Source organism: Lentibacillus saliphilus, assembly GCF_019093865.1.
GTDB lineage: Bacteria > Bacillota > Bacilli > Bacillales > Amphibacillaceae > Lentibacillus_B > Lentibacillus_B saliphilus.
In genome coordinates, this window is the sequence record NZ_JABJXD010000005.1 from 192,373 (window position 1) to 215,247 (window position 22,875).

General features: G+C 42.7%; 23 protein-coding genes and 2 other annotated features. Of the genes, 15 read left to right on the plus strand and 8 right to left on the minus strand.

The window, feature by feature from the left end:
* Positions 1–24: 24 nt before the first annotated feature.
* Positions 25–951 carry a substrate-binding domain-containing protein gene (locus tag HPC67_RS10595; protein ID WP_217587630.1) on the minus strand — a complete coding sequence of 309 codons (927 nt, stop codon included), beginning with the start codon at positions 949–951 and terminating at the stop codon, positions 25–27.
* 136 nt (positions 952–1,087) lie between these two features.
* On the opposite strand from HPC67_RS10595, the gene modA reads away from it, so the two are divergent.
* The 5 genes from modA to HPC67_RS10620 all read left to right on the plus strand — a co-directional run bounded on the left by modA (position 1,088) and on the right by HPC67_RS10620 (position 5,675).
* Positions 1,088–1,900, plus strand: a complete 813-nt coding sequence (modA, locus tag HPC67_RS10600; protein ID WP_217587631.1) for a molybdate ABC transporter substrate-binding protein — start codon at positions 1,088–1,090, stop codon at positions 1,898–1,900.
* A gap of 16 nt (positions 1,901–1,916) precedes the next feature.
* Positions 1,917–2,600 carry a molybdate ABC transporter permease subunit gene (gene modB, locus HPC67_RS10605; protein WP_217587633.1) on the plus strand — a complete coding sequence of 228 codons (684 nt, stop codon included), beginning with the start codon at positions 1,917–1,919 and terminating at the stop codon, positions 2,598–2,600.
* A 17-nt stretch (positions 2,601–2,617) separates the two neighbouring features.
* The gene (locus HPC67_RS10610; protein WP_217587636.1) at positions 2,618–3,250 is read left to right on the plus strand and encodes an ATP-binding cassette domain-containing protein; all 633 of its coding nucleotides are present in this window, start codon (positions 2,618–2,620) and stop codon (positions 3,248–3,250) included.
* A gap of 264 nt (positions 3,251–3,514) precedes the next feature.
* Positions 3,515–5,020, plus strand: coding sequence for a hypothetical protein (locus tag HPC67_RS10615; RefSeq protein WP_217587638.1), 1,506 nt, complete (start codon positions 3,515–3,517; stop codon positions 5,018–5,020).
* Positions 5,013–5,675 carry an ATP-binding cassette domain-containing protein gene (locus tag HPC67_RS10620; protein WP_217587639.1) on the plus strand — a complete coding sequence of 221 codons (663 nt, stop codon included), beginning with the start codon at positions 5,013–5,015 and terminating at the stop codon, positions 5,673–5,675. Before HPC67_RS10615 ends, HPC67_RS10620 begins: the two co-directional genes overlap by 8 nt.
* Before the next feature lie 32 nt (positions 5,676–5,707).
* Here the strand turns inward: HPC67_RS10620 and HPC67_RS10625 are convergent, their stop codons facing one another.
* From HPC67_RS10625 to nhaC, 4 genes are all read right to left on the minus strand, one after another.
* Positions 5,708–6,688, minus strand: coding sequence for a DUF4003 family protein (locus HPC67_RS10625; protein WP_217587640.1), 981 nt, complete (start codon positions 6,686–6,688; stop codon positions 5,708–5,710).
* Positions 6,689–6,915: 227 nt separating this feature from the next.
* Positions 6,916–7,587: a CAP domain-containing protein gene (locus tag HPC67_RS10630; protein WP_217587641.1), complete on the minus strand. Its 672-nt coding sequence runs from the start codon at positions 7,585–7,587 to the stop codon at positions 6,916–6,918.
* 131 nt (positions 7,588–7,718) lie between these two features.
* A complete protein-coding gene (locus HPC67_RS10635; protein WP_217587642.1) occupies positions 7,719–8,585 on the minus strand; it encodes an MBL fold metallo-hydrolase in 867 nt (288 codons plus the stop codon).
* The gene (gene nhaC, locus HPC67_RS10640) at positions 8,582–10,003 is read right to left on the minus strand and encodes a Na+/H+ antiporter NhaC (RefSeq protein WP_217587643.1); all 1,422 of its coding nucleotides are present in this window, start codon (positions 10,001–10,003) and stop codon (positions 8,582–8,584) included. The genes HPC67_RS10635 and nhaC overlap by 4 nt, the downstream gene beginning before the upstream one ends.
* 342 nt (positions 10,004–10,345) lie before the next feature.
* Positions 10,346–10,546: a binding site (T-box leader), on the minus strand.
* 69 nt (positions 10,547–10,615) lie between these two features.
* Positions 10,616–10,818, minus strand: a binding site (T-box leader).
* Between the two features lie 279 nt (positions 10,819–11,097).
* Here nhaC and HPC67_RS10645 point away from each other — a divergent pair.
* From HPC67_RS10645 to HPC67_RS10660, 4 genes are read left to right on the plus strand one after another with little or no spacing between them, the layout of a single operon-like run.
* Positions 11,098–12,048: a metal ABC transporter solute-binding protein, Zn/Mn family gene (locus HPC67_RS10645; protein ID WP_281417516.1), complete on the plus strand. Its 951-nt coding sequence runs from the start codon at positions 11,098–11,100 to the stop codon at positions 12,046–12,048.
* Positions 12,048–12,776 (plus strand): metal ABC transporter ATP-binding protein, encoded by a 729-nt coding sequence (locus HPC67_RS10650; protein WP_217587644.1) that lies wholly within the window; start codon positions 12,048–12,050, stop codon positions 12,774–12,776. Before HPC67_RS10645 ends, HPC67_RS10650 begins: the two co-directional genes overlap by 1 nt.
* Before the next feature lie 4 nt (positions 12,777–12,780).
* A complete protein-coding gene (locus HPC67_RS10655) occupies positions 12,781–13,683 on the plus strand; it encodes a metal ABC transporter permease (protein ID WP_217587648.1) in 903 nt (300 codons plus the stop codon).
* Complete coding sequence (locus HPC67_RS10660) at positions 13,680–14,555, plus strand: metal ABC transporter permease (RefSeq protein ID WP_217587650.1); 876 nt, start codon at positions 13,680–13,682, stop codon at positions 14,553–14,555. Before HPC67_RS10655 ends, HPC67_RS10660 begins: the two co-directional genes overlap by 4 nt.
* Positions 14,556–14,944: 389 nt before the next feature.
* On the opposite strand, the gene HPC67_RS10665 is transcribed toward HPC67_RS10660, so the two are convergent.
* Together HPC67_RS10665 and HPC67_RS10670 are read right to left on the minus strand one after the other, a co-directional pair.
* A complete protein-coding gene (locus HPC67_RS10665; RefSeq protein WP_217587652.1) occupies positions 14,945–15,358 on the minus strand; it encodes a hypothetical protein in 414 nt (137 codons plus the stop codon).
* 53 nt (positions 15,359–15,411) lie between these two features.
* Positions 15,412–15,828, minus strand: coding sequence for an RDD family protein (locus HPC67_RS10670; RefSeq protein WP_217587654.1), 417 nt, complete (start codon positions 15,826–15,828; stop codon positions 15,412–15,414).
* A gap of 329 nt (positions 15,829–16,157) precedes the next feature.
* Between HPC67_RS10670 and HPC67_RS10675 the strand changes: the two genes are divergently transcribed.
* The 5 genes from HPC67_RS10675 (at position 16,158) to HPC67_RS10695 (ending at position 20,635) form a co-directional block, all read left to right on the plus strand.
* Positions 16,158–16,481, plus strand: coding sequence for a PadR family transcriptional regulator (locus HPC67_RS10675; RefSeq protein WP_217587656.1), 324 nt, complete (start codon positions 16,158–16,160; stop codon positions 16,479–16,481).
* Entirely contained in the window at positions 16,474–17,034 is a 561-nt protein-coding gene (locus HPC67_RS10680; RefSeq protein WP_217587657.1) for a DUF1700 domain-containing protein, read from the plus strand. Before HPC67_RS10675 ends, HPC67_RS10680 begins: the two co-directional genes overlap by 8 nt.
* Positions 17,027–17,839 carry a DUF4097 family beta strand repeat-containing protein gene (locus HPC67_RS10685; RefSeq protein WP_217587659.1) on the plus strand — a complete coding sequence of 271 codons (813 nt, stop codon included), beginning with the start codon at positions 17,027–17,029 and terminating at the stop codon, positions 17,837–17,839. The genes HPC67_RS10680 and HPC67_RS10685 overlap by 8 nt, the downstream gene beginning before the upstream one ends.
* A 201-nt stretch (positions 17,840–18,040) precedes the next feature.
* Positions 18,041–18,367 (plus strand): ArsR/SmtB family transcription factor, encoded by a 327-nt coding sequence (locus tag HPC67_RS10690; protein ID WP_217587664.1) that lies wholly within the window; start codon positions 18,041–18,043, stop codon positions 18,365–18,367.
* 12 nt (positions 18,368–18,379) lie between these two features.
* A complete protein-coding gene (locus HPC67_RS10695; RefSeq protein WP_343327831.1) occupies positions 18,380–20,635 on the plus strand; it encodes a heavy metal translocating P-type ATPase in 2,256 nt (751 codons plus the stop codon).
* 75 nt (positions 20,636–20,710) lie between these two features.
* Here HPC67_RS10695 and HPC67_RS10700 read toward each other — a convergent pair whose 3' ends face one another.
* Entirely contained in the window at positions 20,711–21,943 is a 1,233-nt protein-coding gene (locus HPC67_RS10700) for a dicarboxylate/amino acid:cation symporter (RefSeq protein ID WP_217587665.1), read from the minus strand.
* Between the two features lie 190 nt (positions 21,944–22,133).
* On the opposite strand from HPC67_RS10700, the gene HPC67_RS10705 reads away from it, so the two are divergent.
* Positions 22,134–22,865, plus strand: coding sequence for a sulfite exporter TauE/SafE family protein (locus tag HPC67_RS10705; protein ID WP_217587667.1), 732 nt, complete (start codon positions 22,134–22,136; stop codon positions 22,863–22,865).
* Positions 22,866–22,875 lie beyond the last annotated feature (10 nt).

Here is a 22,875-nt window from a genome sequence, read left to right on the forward strand (position 1 = left end):
GCTTTGCGCCCCTTGCTTTCCGCTCTATTGCTCCCACAAAATATCGCCCATTCCTTCCACGCCGTAGCCAATTGCGGCGAGCTTGTTTTGGAAATCCTTGTTATTCAAAATAGAAAGAAGGTGGCTTCGAATCGGTGTGTTCTCAGCGGTCTTGAGCATCACCAAGTCATAGCTTTCTTCTATCATTGGCACAAAAGCAATGTTAGCTGTTAAGGCAGCATGTTCAATTCCAATGCCGACATCAGCTTGCCCACTGGCAACGGCTGATGCAATATCCTGATGGCTATAGACGACATTGTCATACCCGTCGATACTTGTATGATCAATATTGTGAATACGTAGCTGCTCGTCCAGTAGCACACGCGCCCCCGCACCAGGCTCGCGGTTGATCAGTTTTATGCCTTTTTGGGCGATGTCAGCCCAGGTTGTGATGTTTTTCGGATTACTTTGAGCGACATACAATCCGGCCATACGCTTGATAAATTTAACAACGATAAACGACTTGCTAACGAGTATTTTACGAATGTAGGGAACGTTGTAGTCACCTGTGTCTCCGTCAAATAAATGGGTGCTTACAATATCTGCTTCGCCTTTGTACATACTGATTAAGCTGTCCAAACTGCCGACATACGATCTTAAAGGACGCATGCCGCTATCCTCTAAATCAAGCGTCCTTGCTAAAATATCAAGGCTCGTATCTTGACCACTAATGACGAATTGTCCAGTTAATCCAGCGTGAGCTGAAGGTGGCTTCACTGCATTCAGATGACCACTGTCCTTCTCTTGCTTCCCTCTATGTTTATACGCTTCAAGGTCAGCTGCATCAATGCGCATTTGCCGTCCGACGCGATAAGCCTGCAGCTCGCCTTTTTTAATCAAATCATATACAGTCAATTTCGATACTTTGAGAAGGCGTGCAATCTCTTCTGTTGTGTAAGATGATTGATCCATCGTCAACATCACCCCGATCCTATTATTACTTCTATTCTATCATAAGCTTGACAAAGGAATGAAATTATAATTAACTATAATAAGACATAACTAGTTATATCTAGTTATAATTAATTATAGTTAAGGAGATGCACTGATGAGAAAACAGTTGTATGGCTTAATGGTTCTAGTTTTGACGATGGTTATGTTAACGGTTTCAGGTTGTAGTAATGAGAATGATCATGAAAACGATCAGACGGAAAATGGCGCTTCAAAGGATACACCAGCTGAATTGACAATTTCTGTCGCGGCGAGCTTAGCTGACGTTATGGAGGATATTAAGACAGACTATGAAGAAACACACAACGTCACATTAACCTTTAACTTAGCGGGTTCAGGGACGCTGGCACAGCAAATTCAACAAGGTGCACCAGCAGATGCGTTTATTTCTGCCAACCAAAATTGGATGGATACGCTGGAAGAGGAAGGCTTGCTCGTAGACGATACGAGAGCAGACATCACAGGCAATCATCTTGTTTTAATTAAAACGCAATCATCTGATTTAAATTATGAATCCTTTACCGATGTGTCTGCTGATGAAGTTGATCAAGTCGCCGTCGGAAATCCAGAAAGTGTCCCAGCTGGAAAATATACAGAGCAAGCTTTAAAATCAATTGATAAATGGGATGCATTAGAAGGTGTTATTGTGCTTGCGAAGGATGTGCGTCAAGTACTTACATATGTTGAAACAGGCAATGCTGAAGTTGGATTTGTGTATGAAAGTGACGCATTAATTTCCGATAAAGTAGATATTCTCGCGAAGTCAGAAGCGGGTATGCACGATCCAATCATTTATCCCGGCGCTGTCATTGCCGATAGTGATTTTGTAGAGGAAGCAACAGCCTTTATTGAATACATGCAATCAGATGAAGCTCAACATAAATTGGCTGAATACGGATTTAATAAATAGACTGGAATGAATGCCAATGTTTGACGAAAATTTATCCCCTTTATGGCTATCATTTAAAACAGCAGCGATTGCAACCGTCATCGTGTTTATCGTCGGTGTCTTTTTGGCGCGCGTTATTGCGAGACGTGATTTCCCTGGTAAAGGGATATTGGAAGCGATTTTCTTATTACCACTCGTCCTGCCGCCGACAGTTGTTGGATTTGCCTTGCTCGTCTTTTTTGGCAAGCATGGCCCAGTCGGCGTGTTTTTAGACAAATGGTTTGATACGCAAGTTGTTTTCACATGGAGTGCCGTCATTATTGCCGCGGTTGTTGTTGCATTCCCACTCATGTATCAAAGCGCGGCAGCAGCGTTTCAACAGTATGATGACAATGTGGAACGGGCTGCCTATACGATGGGAGCTTCCCGGTGGCGCGTGTTTTGGACCGTATCATTTCCTTTAGCATGGCCCGGGATTCTTTCAGGGACGGTATTAACATTTGCCCGCGCCCTCGGTGAATTTGGTGCCACCTTGATGCTGGCTGGGTATATACCAGGTGTGACGGATACGATCCCGTTATCAATCTATTTTGCGGTTGAGTCGGGTAATATGGAGAAGGCAACCTTCTGGGTCGTGATCATTATTGCGCTCGGCTTTAGTGCGATTTTATGGCTGAACTGGTGGAGCAAACGGAGTATGATGCGGTATCGGGAAAAGTAAGTCAGGGAGGTGGACGTATGCTGCACGTTAATATTCAAAAACAACTGAACCATTTCACGCTGGACACAGCTTTTGAGGTTGGGCAGGAAATCGTCGTTTTGTTTGGCCCATCTGGTTCAGGCAAAACAACTGTCCTCAATAGTATCGCTGGACTCGTTAAGCCAGATAGTGGCCGTATTGTGTTAAATGAGCGGTGTTTATACGAAAAAGGCGGCCTGAACTTAGCCCCACAGCATCGACAGATCGGTTATTTGTTTCAAGACTATGCGCTATTCCCGCATATGACGGTTTGGAAAAATATTATGTATGGGGCAAAAACAGAAGCATTGGCAGAAAAGCTGATGAGGCAGTTAGGCATTGATCATTTAAAGACACAATACCCGCTACAAATTTCCGGTGGGGAAAAGCAGCGTGTCGCCATCGCCCGAGCCCTGGCTACAGAGCCGGAGCTGCTTTTGTTGGACGAGCCGTTTTCGGCACTTGATGATGAAACCCGGGCGAAAGGTCATCAAGAACTGCTTAATCTCCATCAGCTGTGGAAAATTCCGATCGTCATCGTCACACATTCTCATGCAGAAGCAGAAAAACTCGGTGATCGGATTATGTACATTCATAAAGGCGAACTCCAGCCGGAGATGGTTCGAGGTTAACGTTGATATGTGGCTTCATCAGTCACACAATTAAAAGACAGGACACGCTTGATCAATTCAAGTGTGTCCTGTCTTGTTTTAAACTACGTCGTGAGTTCAAAGAGGATGCTCTCTAACATGCTAGAATTAGGTCATAACAAAATTTATCTTTTCGACAAAATAAGGCAAAATGCCACGCTTGATTATGATATCTTTGGCTTAGCATAGGGCTTTTAACGTTTTAAGCTTTGTCTCAGTCTCTCTGAAAAGAAGGAGCCATTTCAAATGTTAGGTCGAATATTCATGCTGGAATTAGGCAATGACAAAGGTTTAAGGTCATTCAAGAATGTTATTAAACTATTTCTTACGTATATTTTACCCAATACCGCAGCGGTTATCGCTGCTGGTGCACTCGGAATACAATCATTTTATCATCCAAAGGACATGCTTTTGTTTGTCGTAGGGTTAAATGTATCCGTGACGATCATTGTCCAATACATTTCCCAAAGACATATCTTTGGTACGTTAGAAAATGAAGCGTTGTTGACGTTTATACCTACAAAAGTAGCGTCGTTTGTTATGCGGCGTTTGTTCTTTTTCTTTACAAAAGCGTATGTCCCAGTTTTAATATTTAGCGTCGTGTTCCTCAGCTACTTTGTTCCAGGTAACGGACTTCTATTTATGATAACGTTCGTTACTTCTGTCGTTATCATCGTTTATTTCCAGGTTTATTTAGCGATGATGATTCGCTATGTTACCAACACAATGAATGCAGTGCTTCTGCAAACATTCCAAGTTGTATTTTTCTCGCTATCCTTTATGTATCTATTGTTTTTCTGGATGTTATCTGGGATTTATGTTCTGGAAACGTTGGAAGACTATTTTGACGGAGCGATCATGCCTGCAATTCAAGTGAATCCGTTCTATTTCTCCATCCTAATGATGATCGTTGCGATGATCGCTTTTTGCTTTATGCTTTGCATCAAGCGCGTCCATATAACGACTTTAATTCCAAATCGAAATCTGAGTCTTAATCTTCCAACGGCAAGAATGGAACAGTTATTTCAACGGCTATATGGGGCAGGTTTATCAGATGTCCAGACATTGTTATTTGCGAAAGATATAAAAGACGTTTTCAGAAATAGTAAAGTGCTTATCACGACGTTTGGACTTTACCATGTTATAAATATGGTTTTTATGAGTGTGTTTTTCTTTCTGTCTCTCAGAACAGATCCAGGCTTGTTCATAGCGAAGTTTTATTTAGGGTGGATTCTTGGACTGCTGGTGTTCGTGTTTTTATTGAGTGCGGGTTATAAAGACATTCTCGACATTCGTCATGACGAAGATGTTTTAAAAAGCTATCATATTCCTTTATCAAAATTAGAAGTCATTCTAGCAAAAACAAATGTCTTACGTGCATTTATCTCCCCTAAAATTACAAGTATGTATGTCGTATTTATTGTTTCTCTACTCATCATGAATGCCTACACCTTGGCAGCTATATTTCTATTCAATTACTTACAATGCTTTTTATGGAGGAAGATCTTCGAATTATGGCGGGTGAAACAAGCGAACGATAAAATGTTTAGGGGTCATGTCATGTTTTCTGTAGTGAATGTCATGCTCATACTCGTTTCCGTATATGTGTTATTACAGCTATTCAGTAGCACACCAGCACATGGCTTTCTGTTTCAGAGCATGTTTTTAGGTGCAACTTTGCTCCTTTATGTCTTCAATGTAATGATGTTTAAGCACATGTTAATTAATGAGGGAGGCGATAAGTATGCTTGAGGTTCATGATTTATCTTTTTCGTACGATGACGAGACAATTGTACTTGATCGTGTGTCGTTCATCTTGAAGAAAGGATGTATTCATGCTTTGTTAGGTGTGAATGGTTCAGGTAAGACGACGCTTTTTGATTGTTTAAGTGGGTTATTAAAAAGCGATGTAACCCTGGATCAAAACGTGCTTCAAAACAAACTCCTGTATATCAAGGATGACATGCATTTTTATAAAAACTTAACTGGAAGGGAGTTTGTCGATCTGATCTTTTCTTTGAAAAAGAAACGATTAGATGTGCATCAATTTAACACCTTGCTTGAGACATTAAAAATGGCTCATAAAAAAGATGATCGACTATCCTCATACTCTTTAGGGACGAAACAGAAGCTCGTTTTAATTATAGGTTTCTTGATGGATTATGACTATATTTTGATGGATGAGCCTTTTGCTGCAATTGATTTCATTTCAGTGGATGTCATCACTCAATTTTTAAAAAACCTGAAAGAAGACGGTAAAACAATCGTTGTGTCCACTCATCAAATAGATATCGCACAGGAGATGGCTGACGATATTTTGTTTTTGAATGATGGCCACGTGCATCAAATTCCGAACCAATTTAAAACACCAAACGACTTAAAAAACTATATCCGGGTAACTGTATGATAGTGCCCATTATCGCAGCTGAATTCGTTTATTTAATTGCCACCACCGCTGTTCGCTGACGCAGCCGAAGCAGCGACAACTGCAGCGGTCATAGCTGCCTGCTGAGCTTGTACGATCGTCTCCATCGTCGTATACAAGCTCGTATTGACGATATCCCCATGCGTCAGTTGACTTTTGACATGAAAATGAACAGCTAGCATAACGTTAAAATCATTTTGCCATCTAAAATGCTTTCTATTTTTTAAGGTTGTATACATATCTTTAATGTCATCCATGTCATATTGATCTTCAGGCAATAGAGCGAGGAGACCCATGACTGCATAATAGGCGAGCTTAGTGCTGAAACCGTTCTGATGAAAACGATCATAAACTTGAATTGTACGATCAAGCAAAACGTCTTCATTTTCGTCTTTTGACATCGCTAGAATATGACTTAGAAATTGCAGGTTATTGCCAAATGTAAAGCCGTTTTTCCGTAGATTGGAATAGAAATAGCCACTTTTTTGAATCGATTTCTCGTGTTCAGAGACGGTTGCTAAAAGGGTTGCCATCGGATAATCTTCCTTGGACGTAAGAAATCTGTGCTCACTTTTCATGTGCTCATACATATCTTGAGCTTTTTTGATGATGGTCTGTTCCTGTTGGTCGTCATCACTGTTTATTAAGACAGTAAGTGCTGCTATATATGTATAAGGCCCTCTGCCAAAAGACGTACGAATGAGTTGATCGTATAGGTTGAACATATTTTCAATTTTTTCTTCCGGCTCTGTAAAATGGATATCTAGCATTGCGGCGGCTGTAAACCTTGAATAAGACCGCATTGTGGAAAATAACGTTGCGCGCTTTTTTATAAGGTCCGCTATTCTAATGAACTGTTCAAGGTTGAAGGGCTTATCACTGACCGCATAGCTTGAGGCGACTGCCATTAATACCTGCTTATTTGGAACGTTCCACTTAAGTCGTGAATGAAGTTGGTCGAAGGTCGTAAAGAATTGCTCCAGTTCTTGATTCATGGGTCATGCTCCTTTTGCGCGTAATAGGTGTTTTCGTATTGCTCTCTTACGTGTTTATACGTTACAGAACGCGAAAAAGATTCATTCACCTTACGCTGAGCCCTTTGACATCGTTAATTCTGCAACGCACAGATTGAAATGTCATTCTAACAATAAGACAATCCATATTCGTATACACAAAAAAACTACCCAAGCTGTATAGAACAGCTTGGGCAGTGTTAACGTGCTTACTTTTGGATGAACATTTGCGTCCAGTAATGGCCGTTGGATACATACCCGACACCGATATGGGTGAAGGACGGCTTTAAAATATTAGCGCGGTGTCCTTCACTGTTCATCCACGCATTCACAACTTCCTGGGGTGTAGGCTGACCCTTGGCGATATTCTCACCAGCTGACTTGTAGGTAACACCAAACTGACGCATCATTTCAAAGGGCGACCCATACGTTGGACTAGTATGAGAAAAGTATCCTTCTGTTTGCATGTTTTGTGACTTTTGCAAGGCAACTTTACTTAACAATTCATCTGCAACCAATGGCTTTAAGCCAGCCTTTTGGCGTTCTTGATTCGTTAATGAAATGACCGCAGACGTATATTCATTCATTCCTTCTGTCGGCTGTGTTTCTGGACGATTACGTTCTTGTGCATCAAGCTCGCGGTCGGCACGCCCGTGTGTAGTTGGGACTCGAACATCACTGTCGGTCACTGGATTCCAACGGGTGTTCTCCGTTGTGATTTTGTCGTTTGATGTATCAGTTGGTGGATGCTCGCTACTCGAATCTTCTGTAGTCGCAGCTGAAATGTTTAAGTTATTATCATCCATCGCACCATTGTTGTCCATACACCCGGTCAGTACAATAAGTAAAAGCAATAACGTTATAAACAAGATCTTTTTCATTTTACACATCTCCTTCAACACTCTTTTCGTATAGCGTGTGCGATAGAAGGAATTTTATAAGTGTAAAAGAAGAAAAACCTGCTCGTAATAATGATTCATTCTCATAGAGCGCTTATGCTCCCCAATATAAACTATAATTCAAACGTCATGCGATCCTCCGCAATGTGAAACCCACGTGCTTCTAATTCACGTCTGGCATCACTGTTCTTTGGGATCACAGGATTACCGTGGTTTAAATGCGTAAAGTAAATGTCACATACGTCTGTGAGTGCTGCCAGTCTCGTCATCGTATCGGACATAAGCGGGTGGGGGATTTCACGAAAATCCCGGCCAATCCCTGCAAGATCATGTTTAGAAAAAAAAGTTCCATCTAAAAGGCACATATCCGCCTCGTGACAGGCATCGGCAATATCAATGTGCCAATCCTCCCATTTGTCAATGTCGGGAATATAGAGGGCTTTTTTATGTGGGCCTTCAATCCAAAAACCGAATGTCTCGGAAAATTCATTGCGATGCGGCACGTCTACAGGCGTTACTTTAACCCGGTCATTTAGCTGCTGTGCATGCCCGTCGCTCAAAGCGTTCACTTCAATGTTCCCAAGTTCTATGAGCTGTCGCCACGGTGCTTCAGTTTCAAGAAACTGTTTCATCCGCTCGCCAGTGAAAATAGGGATGTGTCTCGTATTCATCGCTTCCCGGCCAAGGAATAGAAGCCCTGGATAGTGGCCGAGGTGCGCATGGGTTAGAAAAATGCTCTCCATGCGCCGTCCTTCTAGACCAAACTGTCTCTGAAGTGCAATCATTTGCGTTTTTATATCAGGCGTGGCATCAATCAAGTGCCAGCTTTTTTCTTCAGGTAATACAATAGCGAGTGCTGCTGCCTGCCGTGCGTAGGCGGGATCGTCCATTGCCTGCAAACAATTAGCGCAAAAGCAGTTTGGCTGTGGTAATCCAGCATCCTGCGCTGTTCCTAATACGTGTAACAAAACCTTGCTCATATCGCGATGTCTCCTTTTTGATCCACAGCTACCGCGTCGGACCCGTAATTTTTCCGAGTGATCGTCCAACCGGTAAAGCCAAATATAATATTAATGAGTGGTACGAGAATGACAAAGAACGCAAATGGAATAAATTGACCAGGACTAATGCCGAATAAACCTGAAGCAAACACAGCCGGAACCCCCCAGGGAACGAGGTTAATCCCAACAGTACCAGCCGATTCCACACAACGTGATAAATTTTTCGTATCAATGTTCATCTCCTTAAATTTATGAACAAACGTTCTTGCTGGCAAAATAATCGCTAAAAACTGTGCCCCGCTCGCAAAAGCGACTACGAACGTGGAAAGAATGGTTGACAGAATTAAGCTTCCTGTTGATTGAACCCGTGCCATCATTTTTCGCGTTAACACGTCAAATGCCCCCGATTCTTCCAGCACACCACCGAGTGCTGTTGCAAGAATGAGCAGTGCAACGGTGCTGAGCATAGACGTTAACCCACCGCGATTGAGGAGGGAATCAAGTGATGCGACCCCAGACTCTCCGGTAAACCCACGCGTCATTACTTGCATAATCTCTGATACGGATGTTCCTTGCACGATGACGGCGAGAAGAGCTCCTGCTAACGCCACACTTGTGAGCGCAGGAATTGCCGGCATACGCAGCATCATAAGGACAATTGTGAACACGGGCATCAGTAATAAGAGTGGATGAATGACGAATAAATCATTAAGGCCATTTGTAATGCCAGTGATGATATCTGAATCAGCCTGACCGACGCCCGAGCCTGTGTTGCTAACGAACCAGTAAAGGACGAGTGCGATGATAAAGGCTGGAATCGTATCCCAAAGCATATGTTTAATATGACTGAACAGATCGGTTTCTGCCATAGCTGGTGCGATATTCGTTGTGTCTGACAGAGGTGAGAGCTTATCACCAAAAAATGCGCCAGATATAACAGCTCCACCTACGAGGCCGGCTGGGAAGCCAAGTCCTTCACCAATCGCCATAAATGCGAGTCCAACCGTTGCGATAGACGTAAAAGAACTACCTAAAGTGATTGATACGATTCCTGTAATGAGTGCAACAACCGGAATGAATATTGACGGATCAATAATTGATAAACCGTAGTAAATGATCGTTGGAATGACACCGCTCGCCATCCATGATCCGACGATGACCCCGATAATGAGTAATATAAACACAGCCGGTAAAGCACGTCCGACGCCATTCGTCAGCATCGATTGAATCTCAGTCCATTTCCACCCAGCAATAGCTGCTACACTAGCGGCTGCAATCATGCCGATGATGAGCGGCATGTGCATACCTGCTTTCCATACAAATACAGACATAGATGCTGCAATGATTAAAGCGAGAATCGGAATGATCGCCAATCCCGCTGATAGTTCCTTCTTCATGTTATCATCTCCCAATCGTTTATATGTGATGTCAAAAGGCCCAACCCACGAACCAAGTCGTCCTTTTTTCGTCATTTTTATATGTGATCGCTACGGAAAAACACTACGCTTTCCGTGGGCGGCTGATGAGCCTCGGGCCAACAGGATGTTGGTCATGAAGGCGTTGCGACATGACGTCGCGGTTTTAGCCTTCCAACCGCTCGCACTGCGGGGTCTCACCTAGGCCTCTGCTCCCACTGGAGTCTTCGTATTTTTCCTTCGCTATGAGTTACTAGCGATATAATCGTTCATAAAGCCGTTTTGTGTGAAAATAAGATAAACAAAAAAAGCTTCCATCCCTAAAAAAGGGACGGAAGCTCCGTGGTACCACCCAAATTAACAGCCATTAAGCTGCTCACTCTTATAGATAACGGTCGAAACCGGACGTCACAACGTCAGCTCCCTGTTTGTAATTCGCCGATACACCTTGCCTAGTTCGCACCTTCCACCAGGTCTCTGTTTTCAACCATGCATCAACTACTTCGAACAGTTCTTCACTTATACCATATCAAATTGTCATAAAGCCTTAACGGGCAACTGCTTTAAATAAAACAAAAAAGCCCCCATCCCTATACAAGGGACGGAAGCTCCGCGTTACCACCCAAATTAACAGCACAAAATGCTGTTCACTTCATATCGATAACGGCCGTAGCCGGACACATTCATGTCAGTTCCCTGTTTGTAATTCGCCAATACACCTTGCCTGATTTGCACCAACCATCAGGTCTCTTGTTTCAACCATGTATCAACTACTTCGAACAGTTCATTACTTTTTGAATATCATAAAATGACAATACGTCTCACTAGCGCTAGTGATATTAGACATAATCATAGAGGACATAAAGTTGTTTGTCAACACGTATTTTAAAAAAAGCCTCAGGTCGATCTTGATTTAATCTCCTGACATTTCCACAATGTAGTACTTTTTTAGAAAAAAGGCACTTTGTTATTGACAAAGGTTCTCAGTTATTATAAATTTTGCATAGAGGCAAAACTTTAGTCGTGACAAAAATAACTTAGCAACAGGCAATGGCCTGAGGAGAGGATGTACAGAAATGAACGGAATGAAAAAAATAGTCATGGGTATGGTTTTCATACTATTTGTATTCGGCTTGACGGCATGCTCGGATACAGATGATTCAACAGCAAGCAATGATGGGGAAGGTAAAATTCATATCGTCACAACGATCGCTCAAATCGCAGAACCGATTTCTGTTATAGGTGGGGACTTTGTTGAGGTAGACAGTTTAATGGGGCCGGGTGTAGACCCTCACTTATACCAACCGACACAAGGAGATATTAAAAAGTTAAATGAAGCGGATGTTGTTCTTTACGGCGGATTAAATCTTGAAGGCAATATGATTGAAGCATTTGAACGCATTGGCGAACAAAAGCCAGTTGTTGCCGTTTCTGAAGCAATTTCTGAAGATCAGCTTCTTTTAGATGAAGAAGGTGCCATTGATCCACACGTATGGTTCGACATCACGCTATGGAAAACCGCTTTAACGGAAGCAACCGATGCGTTGAAATCGTATGCACCTGACCATGAAGACACATTTGAGAAAAACAAGGAAGCGTATTTTGCAAAGCTTGATGAGTTGCTAGACGATGCAACTGAGAAGATGACGGCAATTCCAGATGAGCAGCGTGTACTCGTGACAGCTCATGATGCGTTTGGGTATTTCGGTCGTGCGTATGACATGGACGTCGTTGGTTTACAAGGGCTCAGTACAGAAGATGAAATTGGTATATCAGATATCGACAATACAGTTGATTTATTAATGGAATATGAGATACCTGCTGTGTTTATCGAAAGTAGCATCAATGAAAATTCCATTAGAGCGGTGATTGAAGGCGCGGAAAAGAATGGTCTAATGGTGGAGCTAGGCGGGGAACTGTACTCCGATGCGATGGGTGACGCGGATACAGAAGAAGGGACGTACATTGGCATGTATCGTCATAATGTAAAAACAATTTACGAAGCGTTGTCAGGAGTGGATAACTAATGTCTGTTTTAGCTGTTCGAGATTTATCAGCATCGTATCATAAAAATAAAGTATTGTATGATGTTGATTTTGAAATTAACCAAGGGTCGCTAACTGGAATAGTCGGCCCTAATGGAGCGGGGAAATCGACGTTATTAAAGGTGATGCTTGACCTTCATCCGAAGTTGTCAGGCTCTGTCGTCTTTTTCGGTAAAAATTTGTCCCAAACAAAAACGAGAATCGGTTATGTTCCACAACGTGGGTCTGTTGATTGGGATTTTCCAACGAATGCCCTCGATGTTGTGTTGATGGGGCTTTATGGGAAGATTGGTTGGTTTAAATGGCCATCTAAAAAAGACAAAGCGCTTGCGATGGCATCGCTCGAAAAGATGGGGATGGCTGATTATGCGAACAGGCAAATTAGTCAGCTATCTGGCGGTCAGCAGCAGCGTGTTTTCTTAGCACGCGCCCTTGTTCAGGATGCCGATCTTTACTTCATGGATGAACCGCTTGTAGGTGTGGACGCTGCAACGGAGTCAGCGATTATGGAGACATTAAAGCAATTAAAAGAGAATGGAAAAACGGTGATGGTCGTTCATCACGATTTACTCACTGTCGAGGAATATTTTGATCATGTCATGCTGTTAAATAAAACAATCGTTAAGCATGGTCGAACAGATGAGACGTTTACAAAAGAAAATGTGCAAGCGACATACGGAGGCGCATTACGTTGGATGAAGGAGGCGTAATGCGATGTTAGATATGTTCTTTTCGCCAAACGCACAGTGGGTCTTGTTCAGCGCACTCACGCTCGGTGTTGCAGCTGGTATGGTCGGCTGTTTAGCTTACTGGAAGCGGCAAAGCTTAATGAGTGATGCCTTGTCGCATGCTGCCCTTCCTGGTGTGATCGTTGCCTTTATGATCATCGGTACAAAGCATTTGCCGCTGATGATCCTTGGCGCTGCAGTGAGTGCTTTAATTGGTGCATGGCTCATTCAGTGGATACAGTCAAACAGCCGTGTGAAAGAGGATACGGCGATGGGCATTATTTTATCGGTGTTTTTTGGGTTTGGGATCATGATGCTGACGGTCGTTAGCCGATCTGCTGGTGGCAACCAAAGTGGGCTTGATAGCTTCATCTTCGGCCAAGCGGCATCAATGGTACGAACGGATGTCTATACGATGCTTGCCGTCGCCATTATCATTATTTTTACGATCGTCATCGGCTTTAAGGAATGGAAGCTGTTCTTATTCGATGTCAACTTTGCAAAAGGTTTAGGGATGTCCAGTCGCTTGATGAGTACGATATACTTACTCATGCTCGTTCTCGTGATCGTGATCGGCATTCAAGCTGTAGGTGTAATTTTAATGGCAGCTTTGCTCATCATTCCGGCAGTGAGTGCGTATTATTGGACACATTCCTTTAAAGCGATGTTGGTGTTATCAGCTTTATTTGGTGGGGTATCAGGTGTCGCCGGAACGGTTATTAGTACGATGGGAAATGGCTGGCCGACAGGACCGTTTATTGTGTTGTCTGCATCTGTCCTATTCCTTGCGTCCTTCTTAGTCGGTGCACGAAAAGGGATGCTCGTTAAAGCCATTCAGTTTAAAATTCAGCAACGACAGCACGCACTTGAAGGGGGGCGTCAGTCATGACCTATACAGCTTGGATATTATTAACAGCATCGTTAGTTGGTTTGTCATGTGGGATCATCGGTGTGTTTTTAATTTTACGCCGCATGGCAATGATGGCTGATGCGATCAGTCATACTGTCCTGCTCGGTATCGTTACGGCTTATTTAATCACCCGTGAACTCAGTGGTGTCCATATGCTCGTCGGTGCGATTATTGCCGGTCTGTTAACGGCTGTATTGGTGCAATGGTTTCATTCACGGGGTGTGCAGCAGGATGCGTCAATCGGTGTTGTATTTACGACGTTATTTGCGATTGGGGTCATTTTGATTGCGACTCAAGTCGGGAACGTGCACTTGGATGTTCAGCATGCGTTAATGGGAGAGATCACATTTTTACCGTGGAATACGATTCATCTCCCGGTGATAGGTGATATTCCAAAAGCAACGCTCATGCTCATCGTCGTGTTCTTGGTTGTGCTGGCGTTCATTATTGCGTTCTACAAAGAGTGGAAAATTACGACCTTTGATGCCGGGCTGGCAGCAAGTCTCGGTATACCAGTTGTTTTAATGCACTATGTATTTATGACACTCGTATCAATTACAACAGTTGCGTCCTTTGATGCGGTCGGCGCGATTATGGTCGTTGCCATGCTCATTACACCAGCTGCCGCAGCATATTTATGGACGGATAGATTGTCCGTTATGCTCGTATTAAGCGGTGCTTTCGGCGTTATTTCAGCCATTGGTGGTTATTATTTAGCGGTGTGGATTGATACGTCTATTTCCGGTTCAATGGCGTTTTCCACAGGCATTCTGTTTTTAGTGAGCTTTATCTTCTCACCCAATCACGGACTCATGTCACGCGTCGTTAAACCTTATACAACAACGGAATAGAGACAACAGAAAAAGAAGGTAGGATACAACTGAAAATCTAATCCAAACAACGGACAATGTTCTACATTAGCTCCAGAAAGATTAAGAGGCTGGGACAAAAGAGGTTTATTCAAATAAAGAACCGAACAATACGACCGCGGGCGGCTGGTTAGCCTCGGGCCAACAGGATGTTGGTCATGAAGGCGTGGCGATTGTCGTCGCGGTTCTAGCCTTCCATCCCCACGCACTGTGGGGTCTAACCTATGCCTTCCTCCCGCAGTCTGCGTATATTCCCGGAGCTAATGGTGAGCATTGTTCGTCTTTTGAGTTAAACTTTAAGTTATGTCCCAACCTCTTGGTTTTTTGTTATAAACATAAGTTTTTTCAGAAATAATTTACTGTCAAAAATATTATTTAATGATGGTTTCTAAATTCTCTAATTGTGACTTAGATAATTTACCAATAGTAGCCGTTTTATTTTCTCTATCATGCGTTTTCAACATTATAGCCTCTTCTCCATCAATCCATATTTTAAGTGAATGGGTATATATTCCTTCTTTGTGGTTAATTTGAAAAATTGTATCAGCGTATGTTTCTTCATGCCATTCTTCAGTTGAAAAAACTATTTCCTCAAATAGCTGTTCAAATTCCGATACCTTTTGCTCATCTTTTATTTCCTTAGTAAACTCAAATTCATACTCGCTAATTTGATGTCCTACAAGCAAAATCTTATCAGGTGTCATAACTTTACTAAAAGCATTTATCATAATTGGAAGTAATAATATAAAAACGATCATAAAAAATATTGTGATTTTCTTTTTCATAAAATCATCTCCTTTAAGATTTACTTTAAGACATGATTAACACGCCTTTATGTCTAGTTATACTCGGGTACGTTGGATGTAACGTATGTTTGAGCTAATAGATCATGAATAGAACGTTTATCCTCTCTTGTTGACACAAAATAAATACTTGCGATTAAAAGGATGCCAGCAAGAATATAGTAAAGTAATTGCGCCAAAAATCCTCCGATGATCATAGCACCTAACGTTAACTTTTTGTTTGTCAGATGGGCTATACGGATACCTAGTATTCGTTTTCCTATTGTATAACCGTCCCAAAGTAGCGGAAGGAATGTTTCATAAAAATAAGAAAAAATCACTGCAATCACGACCGGATGATAATCAACAATCGTATTGATTAACAAGGCAAAACAAAAAGTAATGACTAAGTCAATAATAAGTGCGATCCCACGTTCAGTCATACCAACAGGACTATCCTTTAAAATATTCATGAATACCCCTCATCACTATATTGTATTCTGCTTGTGTTCACGAATTAATTTCTCAAATATAGGCTAGATGTTTACTTTCTTCTTTAAAAACAAGCGCAACCCTTATATTGCTCAAAGGGATTTAAAATAATTCTGCAAATTTAGTTTACACGGTGCACTAGCTAAAGTAAATCCTTTTGACAATTACAAGATTTTTTATCTAAAAAAGATACCACTCACTACCTTGCTTTATATAGTACTGTCTGATATGCTGTTCGTAACAACGTATTAAACATAAACAAGTACTATACATTGAACAATAGATAAACCGTGTAGGAAGGAGTGGCTGCATGAACATTCAATTTAAAAAAGGCGTCCTCAATATTTGTGTCCTTGCCCTTTTGAATAAACGTGATCATTACGGCTATGAATTGGTCAGAGAAATATCAGGACAAATTGAAATATCAGAGGGGGCTGTCTACCCGTTACTCAGAAAGCTTAAGCAAGAAGGCTATGTCACAACTTATTTGCAGGAATCAACAGAAGGGCCGTCACGTAAATACTATCAATTAACAGAAGAGGGGCGATCAAACATGTGGGCGTTAATTGAAGAGTGGTCTGATTTTTCTCAAGGGGTTAACCATATTATAAAAGAAGGTGTAAATCATGACTAAAGAAGCGTTTTTCACGCAGCTGAAAGCATCATTAAATGGCATGTCTGAAGCTGAAAAACAAGATATCCTTCAAGACTTTGAAGAGCATTTTGCCATCGGTCTCGCAGAAGGCAAGACAGAGCACGATATTGCAGAAGCACTCGGCCAGCCAGAGCAGATCGCCAAAGAACTACACGCAACCCATCATTTAGAAAAAGTGAATGACAACATGTCAACGGGCAACATTCTTCGTGCTGTATGGGCTGTCATCGGGCTAGGATTTTTTAACCTCGTCATTGTCCTCGGACCGTTCATAGGCGTTGTTGGGATTATCTTTGGTGGCTGGATGACAGGCGTATCGTTCGTTGCAACCCCTATACTCGTCATTACGAGTGCGGTCTTTAACCCGGACATGTTTTTATGGTTCGATCTGTTCTTCGCCTTATTGTTGGCCGGTTTCGGCATTCTGCTTGGAATTGGGATGTACTATGTAACACGTCTACTGATAAAAGGATTCGTTAAATACTTGCATTTCAATGTGAGACTTGTAAAAGGAGGCATGACCAATGCGTAGTGTGAAGTGGTTCGTTGTTGTTGCACTTATTTTTATTGTGATTGGTGGTATCGGTAGTTTAATGACGTTCCAATCCGTTATGGCTGATGAAGACGCTACTGAGAACGAGCAAGTCAATGTGGAAAATGTGACAACGATTGACGTAGCGAGTGTGAACGAGCAGGTCATTGTTAAGAAGATCGCTGATAATGCTCAAGCGACTGTTGAATGGACGGGTAAAGTCAGAAAAGGCCGTGAAGATCGCTTAACCGTAGAAGTGAGCGAAGATACATTGTCTGTCAAAATGAAACGAGAAAGATTTAAGCTATTTAATTTTGATTTTAACTTTTTTAATAATAACGAACTCATCATATCTCTTCCAGAAAAAGCTTATGAATCACTAGAGGTTAAAAATAACAATGGGGATATTAGCATTGATCATTTTATTGTTAAAGATGTTCATGTGGATACCGATAATGGCCGAATCGAACTGGCAAACCTTACAACAAATCGTGTACACGCTGAGACCGATAATGGAAAAATATATATGGAAGATGTCTTGGGTGAGGTGACCGGTCGCTCAAGGAATGGCTCTGTCACACTTGTTACAGCTGACTTAGATCGTCAAATCAACTTAAAAACAAATAACGGTCGAATTGTCGTCGAGACTGCTCAACAGCCAACAAATGCGATGATTGACGCACATACAGACAACGGTCGAATTGATATATTCGGCGAAGATGGTCGTAGTAAGCTGTATGGCGATGGCGACAATCAAGTGAAGCTCACAACGAATAATGGATCGATTACGGTTGAAGAAAGATAAAGTGGGTGTTTTTTGTTCGGTGCTATGGTAAAGATCAAAACGATGATATAAACGCGTGGATGCTGAAAAAGACCTGTTTTAAGGTCAAGTGTCTAACGCGTTTTTTTATGTGCCTCATTTACATATATGAGTTGACACACATATTATAAAAAGATAATATGATGTCGTATTAGCATTTTCTAATATATAGGAGGGTGTAAGTTGGCAACACAAGACCTCGATCTAAAAGTGAAATTCCTACATGGATTTTCTAATAAAATTCGGATTCAAATATTGGACAGTATAAAGGATAAGGAAAAAACCGTCTCACAAATTATGGATGACGTTGACGGGAGTCAGTCGAGCATCTCACAACACCTCGCCTGTTTACGCGGGTGTGGCTTAATTGTAGGAAGACAAGAAGGGAAGTATATGTATTATCGTTTGCTTAATGACAAGGTTCGCCATTTACTGAATATGTTTGATGACGTTTTAATGGACGTGCAAACAGGTGTCATGTCTTGTGACCGGCAAATTGATGATGAATAGGAGGTGAGGTGTGTGGCAAAGGAACATACACCAAGAGAGACTGAAAGCTGCTGCAGCAAAGAAGAAAAAGAAATAACGACGTGCTGTAGTGAAACAGAGTCCCACATTTGTGAAAATGTTTCCCTAGATCAAAAAAATTCTATCGATAAAAACCATGCCAAAGCAACAAGCGAAACACCAGGTATGAAGACGTATCAAGTAGACGGCATGGACTGTGGTAATTGTGCAAAAGGCATTGAAAAGCATTTAAGTGCGTTATCAGGCGTACAAGCTGCCCATGTGTATTTTTCAACCGGACAAATGAAGCTGGCGCATACGTTAAGTGATGAGGCAATTGTGTCTGAGGTCGGGAAGCTTGGTTATACAGCGATCCCTGTGACACATCATCGGGAATCCACTCAGTCCATTACTAAAAAAACCGGCTATGCCCCGATCATGTTATCTGGCATTTTTATTGCAGCGGGCTTGGTTGGTCAATATATGGCGACGCCTGATTGGATGGTGGCTCTTCTATTTGCGACAGCCATGGTGATCAGCGGACGCAAACCGGTTAAAGCGGCTTTTTACTCGATTAAAAGCCGTTCACTCGACATGAATGTGCTCATGTCAATGGCCGTCATTGGCGCTGCCATTATCGGAGAATGGCTGGAAGGGGCCATGGTTGTCTGGCTATTTGCCTTAGGTAATGTGCTGCAGGACCGATCAATGGAACAGACGCGGCAGTCCATTCGTGGCTTAATGGATATGGCACCATCAAAAGCATGGGTTAAAACAGCTGACGGACTTGTAGAAAAAGCTGTCGAAAACATTGCGATCGGTGATGAGATCGTTGTAAAGCCTGGGGACCGTATCCCACTTGATGGCAAGGTGCTTGCGGGTGTAACGAGTGTGAATCAAGCCCCCATTACGGGGGAGTCAATCCCTGTTGATAAAACGGTTGGTGACATTGTATACGCTGGCACAATCAACGAAAGCGGATCGCTCGATATCGAAGTGACGAAGCTTGCTGAAGACACGGCGCTCTCGAAAATCATTCACATGGTTGAAGACGGGCAGGAACAACGTGCGCCTACTCAAGCATTCATCGATCGATTTGCCGCGATTTATACGCCGATCGTCTTTGTTTTGGCACTTGCAATCATTGTCCTACCGCCATTATTCGGTTTCGGAGCATGGAGTGATTGGGCGTATAAAGGGTTAGCCCTTTTAATCGTTGCCTGCCCATGTGCGCTCGTCATTTCAACACCGGTTGCAATTGTCTCAGCCATTGGCAATGCCGCCAAGCAAGGTGTTCTCATTAAAGGTGGAACCTTTTTGGAAAAAGCCGGTCATATTGATGCGATTGCCTTTGATAAAACAGGAACACTCACAGAGGGCAAGCCTGATGTGACAGACGTGAAGCTGGTTTGTGGTACGCATGAAGATGTGCTCGCTGTTGCGCGAACGCTTGAGGAATATTCAACACATCCAATAGCTAAAACGATCGTCACCCATGCCCGTGACGAAGGTATTCAAGCAAAAGCAGGTGCGTTGTTTACCAATCTACCCGGTCGAGGCGTGCAAGCAACGATTGCTGGCGACGTCTATTATGCTGGTAATCAAAAGCTGTTTATTGAACTGGAGAATCTGCCTGCTGATGTAAAAGGAACGGTTGAAGGTTTGCAGCGGCAAGGTAAAACGATCGTTATCGTCGGAACAAATAGAACGATACTTGGCGTCATTGCGGTTGCTGATACGATACGCCCAATGACAGTAAACGCAATTGATGCGCTTAAACAAAGTGGTGTTAAACAACTCGTGATGCTGACGGGTGATCAAGAAAACACAGCCAAAAATATTGCCCAAGTCGCCCATGTTAATCGCTATTTTGCGGGGTTACTCCCAGAGGATAAGGTACGTGCGATTCAACAATTGCAGCATGAGGGCTTTAAAGTCGCCATGGTCGGTGATGGCATAAATGATGCGCCCGCACTTGCAACGTCTGACCTTGGCATTGCGATGGGCGGAGCGGGGACAGATACAGCGATGGAGACAGCGGATATTGTTTTGATGGCAGATAACTTAGAAAAGCTGCCACATACCATTCGGCTAAGTCGGCGGGCGTTACGTATTATAAAGCAAAACGTCTGGTTCTCGCTCATCATTAAATTCGCTGCTCTTGCACTCATTTTCCCAGGCTGGTTAACGCTCTGGCTTGCTGTTTTAAGCGATACGGGTGCTGCCATCCTCGTCATTCTCAACGCTCTACGCCTCTTGAAAGCAAAGTAAATGAAAAAAGGTTGCCCAGACACGTGTTCTAGGCAACCTTTTTTCACTTCAACTAAGCCTTCCGTGCTCTATCCGTTAAGAGGCTTTTAATTGCTTTTTTGTTTCTGAGCGGTCTACCACAGCGGCGCCGATTATATCACCCATCACATTCGAGGCGGTTCCTGCCATGCCGATAAGGGCATCGACACCAGCGATGAGTGCGACGATTTCAAGTGGCAGGTTGAACATAGCTAAAACAGCGGACAACGTGACCAATCCAGCTGCGGGCACCCCGGCCGTTCCGACAGAAAGCAGCGTACCAATTAACACGATGACAAGAAAGTCGGTCACTGATAAGTTTAACCCGGTTATATTGGCGGCGAATACGAGTGAGACCCCCATGCGCAACGCACCACCATCCGAATTAAACACCGCACCTAACGGTAATGAAAAGTTCGCAGTCGTTTCAGATACGCCGGTTTTTTTAGCGGCATCAATTGCAATCGGTAGCGTAGCAATACTGCTCGATGTGAAAAAGGCTGTCAGAAAAGCCTCTTTTGTTTGCCCTACAAATTGCCGGATTGAATACCCTGATACCTTTAAAAACGCTGTATACACAAGCAACATTAACAAGGCAATACCGATATAAAACACAGCGACAAACTGGAGAAGTGATGCGAGCGTACTCCAGCCTTGACCGCCAAACGATGTTGCACTGATCGCAAATACCCCGATAGGCGCATACAGGAGGATGCCTTGTAAAATCTTGAAGAACATATCGTTCAATGCGGTAAAGAACGTATTCAATAGCTCGCCATATTCGTTCGTCTTTTTGTCTGTTGAATACCTCATGACAGAAATGGCAATGCCAATGATCACAGCAATAAACAAGATTGCCATTAAATCACCAGCTGTAAATGCCTGAAATATATTTTTCGGTACAATTTGTAGCAGTACATCCGAAAAAGACGGTGTCTCTGGCTGTTCCACCTGGGCATCTGGTAGTGTCAGGTTTTCGCCAGGGTTAATCCACAGGGCAAGACCGAGACCAATTAAAACGGCTGCAGCGGTCGTAGCCATATAGTAGAGTAATAGTTTACCACCCATTCGGCCGAGCTGCTTCGTATTCATGCTGTCTACGGCTAAAACAACCGTCAAAAAAATAACCGGTATCGCAATTAAGCTTAATAAATGAATGAGAAGTGTTCCGAGAGGCTCAAGAAATGTCACCTCATTACCAAATAAAAGTCCGACGATGATACCGAGTGCGAACCCGATGGTCATCTTTATAACAAGGGATGTGCGCTTATAAGCTGTCCATAATTGCATCCTTTATATCAACACCTTTGTATGATTTGATATTCATTCTAACAAACAAACTGTACCAATGTATAATTTGAACGCTTAATAAGGTATGTATGATGTAAATTGAGGGCGTCTGCACAGATTATGCATATGTATCAGTTAACATGTGTGTTCACTGAGAGATGTATAGTAAGCTAAGGGGTGAGGATGATTCATGTTCGATCTGTTTAATAAGATCAGCAATGCTTTAATTGGATCAGTTATGGAGTTAGCGTATGGCTTTGAGCATTTGCCGCTCTTATTCGCACTTTTCCTCGGCTTAGTTGGGGCGGTTGCACCGTGTCAATTGACGGGAAATGTGAGTGCCATTACGATATATGGCAATCGGTCGTTAACGCAAAACGTCCCGTGGCTGCATGTCACAATGTTTATCGTTGGTAAGCTTGTCGCTTTTTCTGGATTAGGGCTGTTCATATGGTGGCTCGGTCAAGACATCTATCAACAATTGACGTTGATGCTGCCGTCACTGCGAAAGGCAATCGGACCATTATTAATCGTCATCGGTTTGTTTATGGTCGGTTTATTGAAAATGAAATGGTCATGGTCAATCGGGCGGTTAAACGTCAAACGGTTTAATGATAGCTCTATCGGGAGCTTTTTATTAGGGTTTACGATTACACTCGCCTTTTGCCCGACGATGTTTATGCTGTTTATGTTTACATTAATGCCTGTCGTCATTGTATCCCCCTATGGGGCTGTGTTACCTGCAATTTTTGGCATCGGCACGTCACTGCCTTTATTGATCGTCATCTTTTTAATATGGTATTTTGGTGCAAGTGGTGTCATATTAAAGCGTAGTCGAAAGGTTGGGGCGATCGTTCAGCGCGTCGCTGGCGTAGTTCTTATCCTTATAGGGGTTTTAGATACAATGACGTATTGGAACTAAAAGAGGGTTG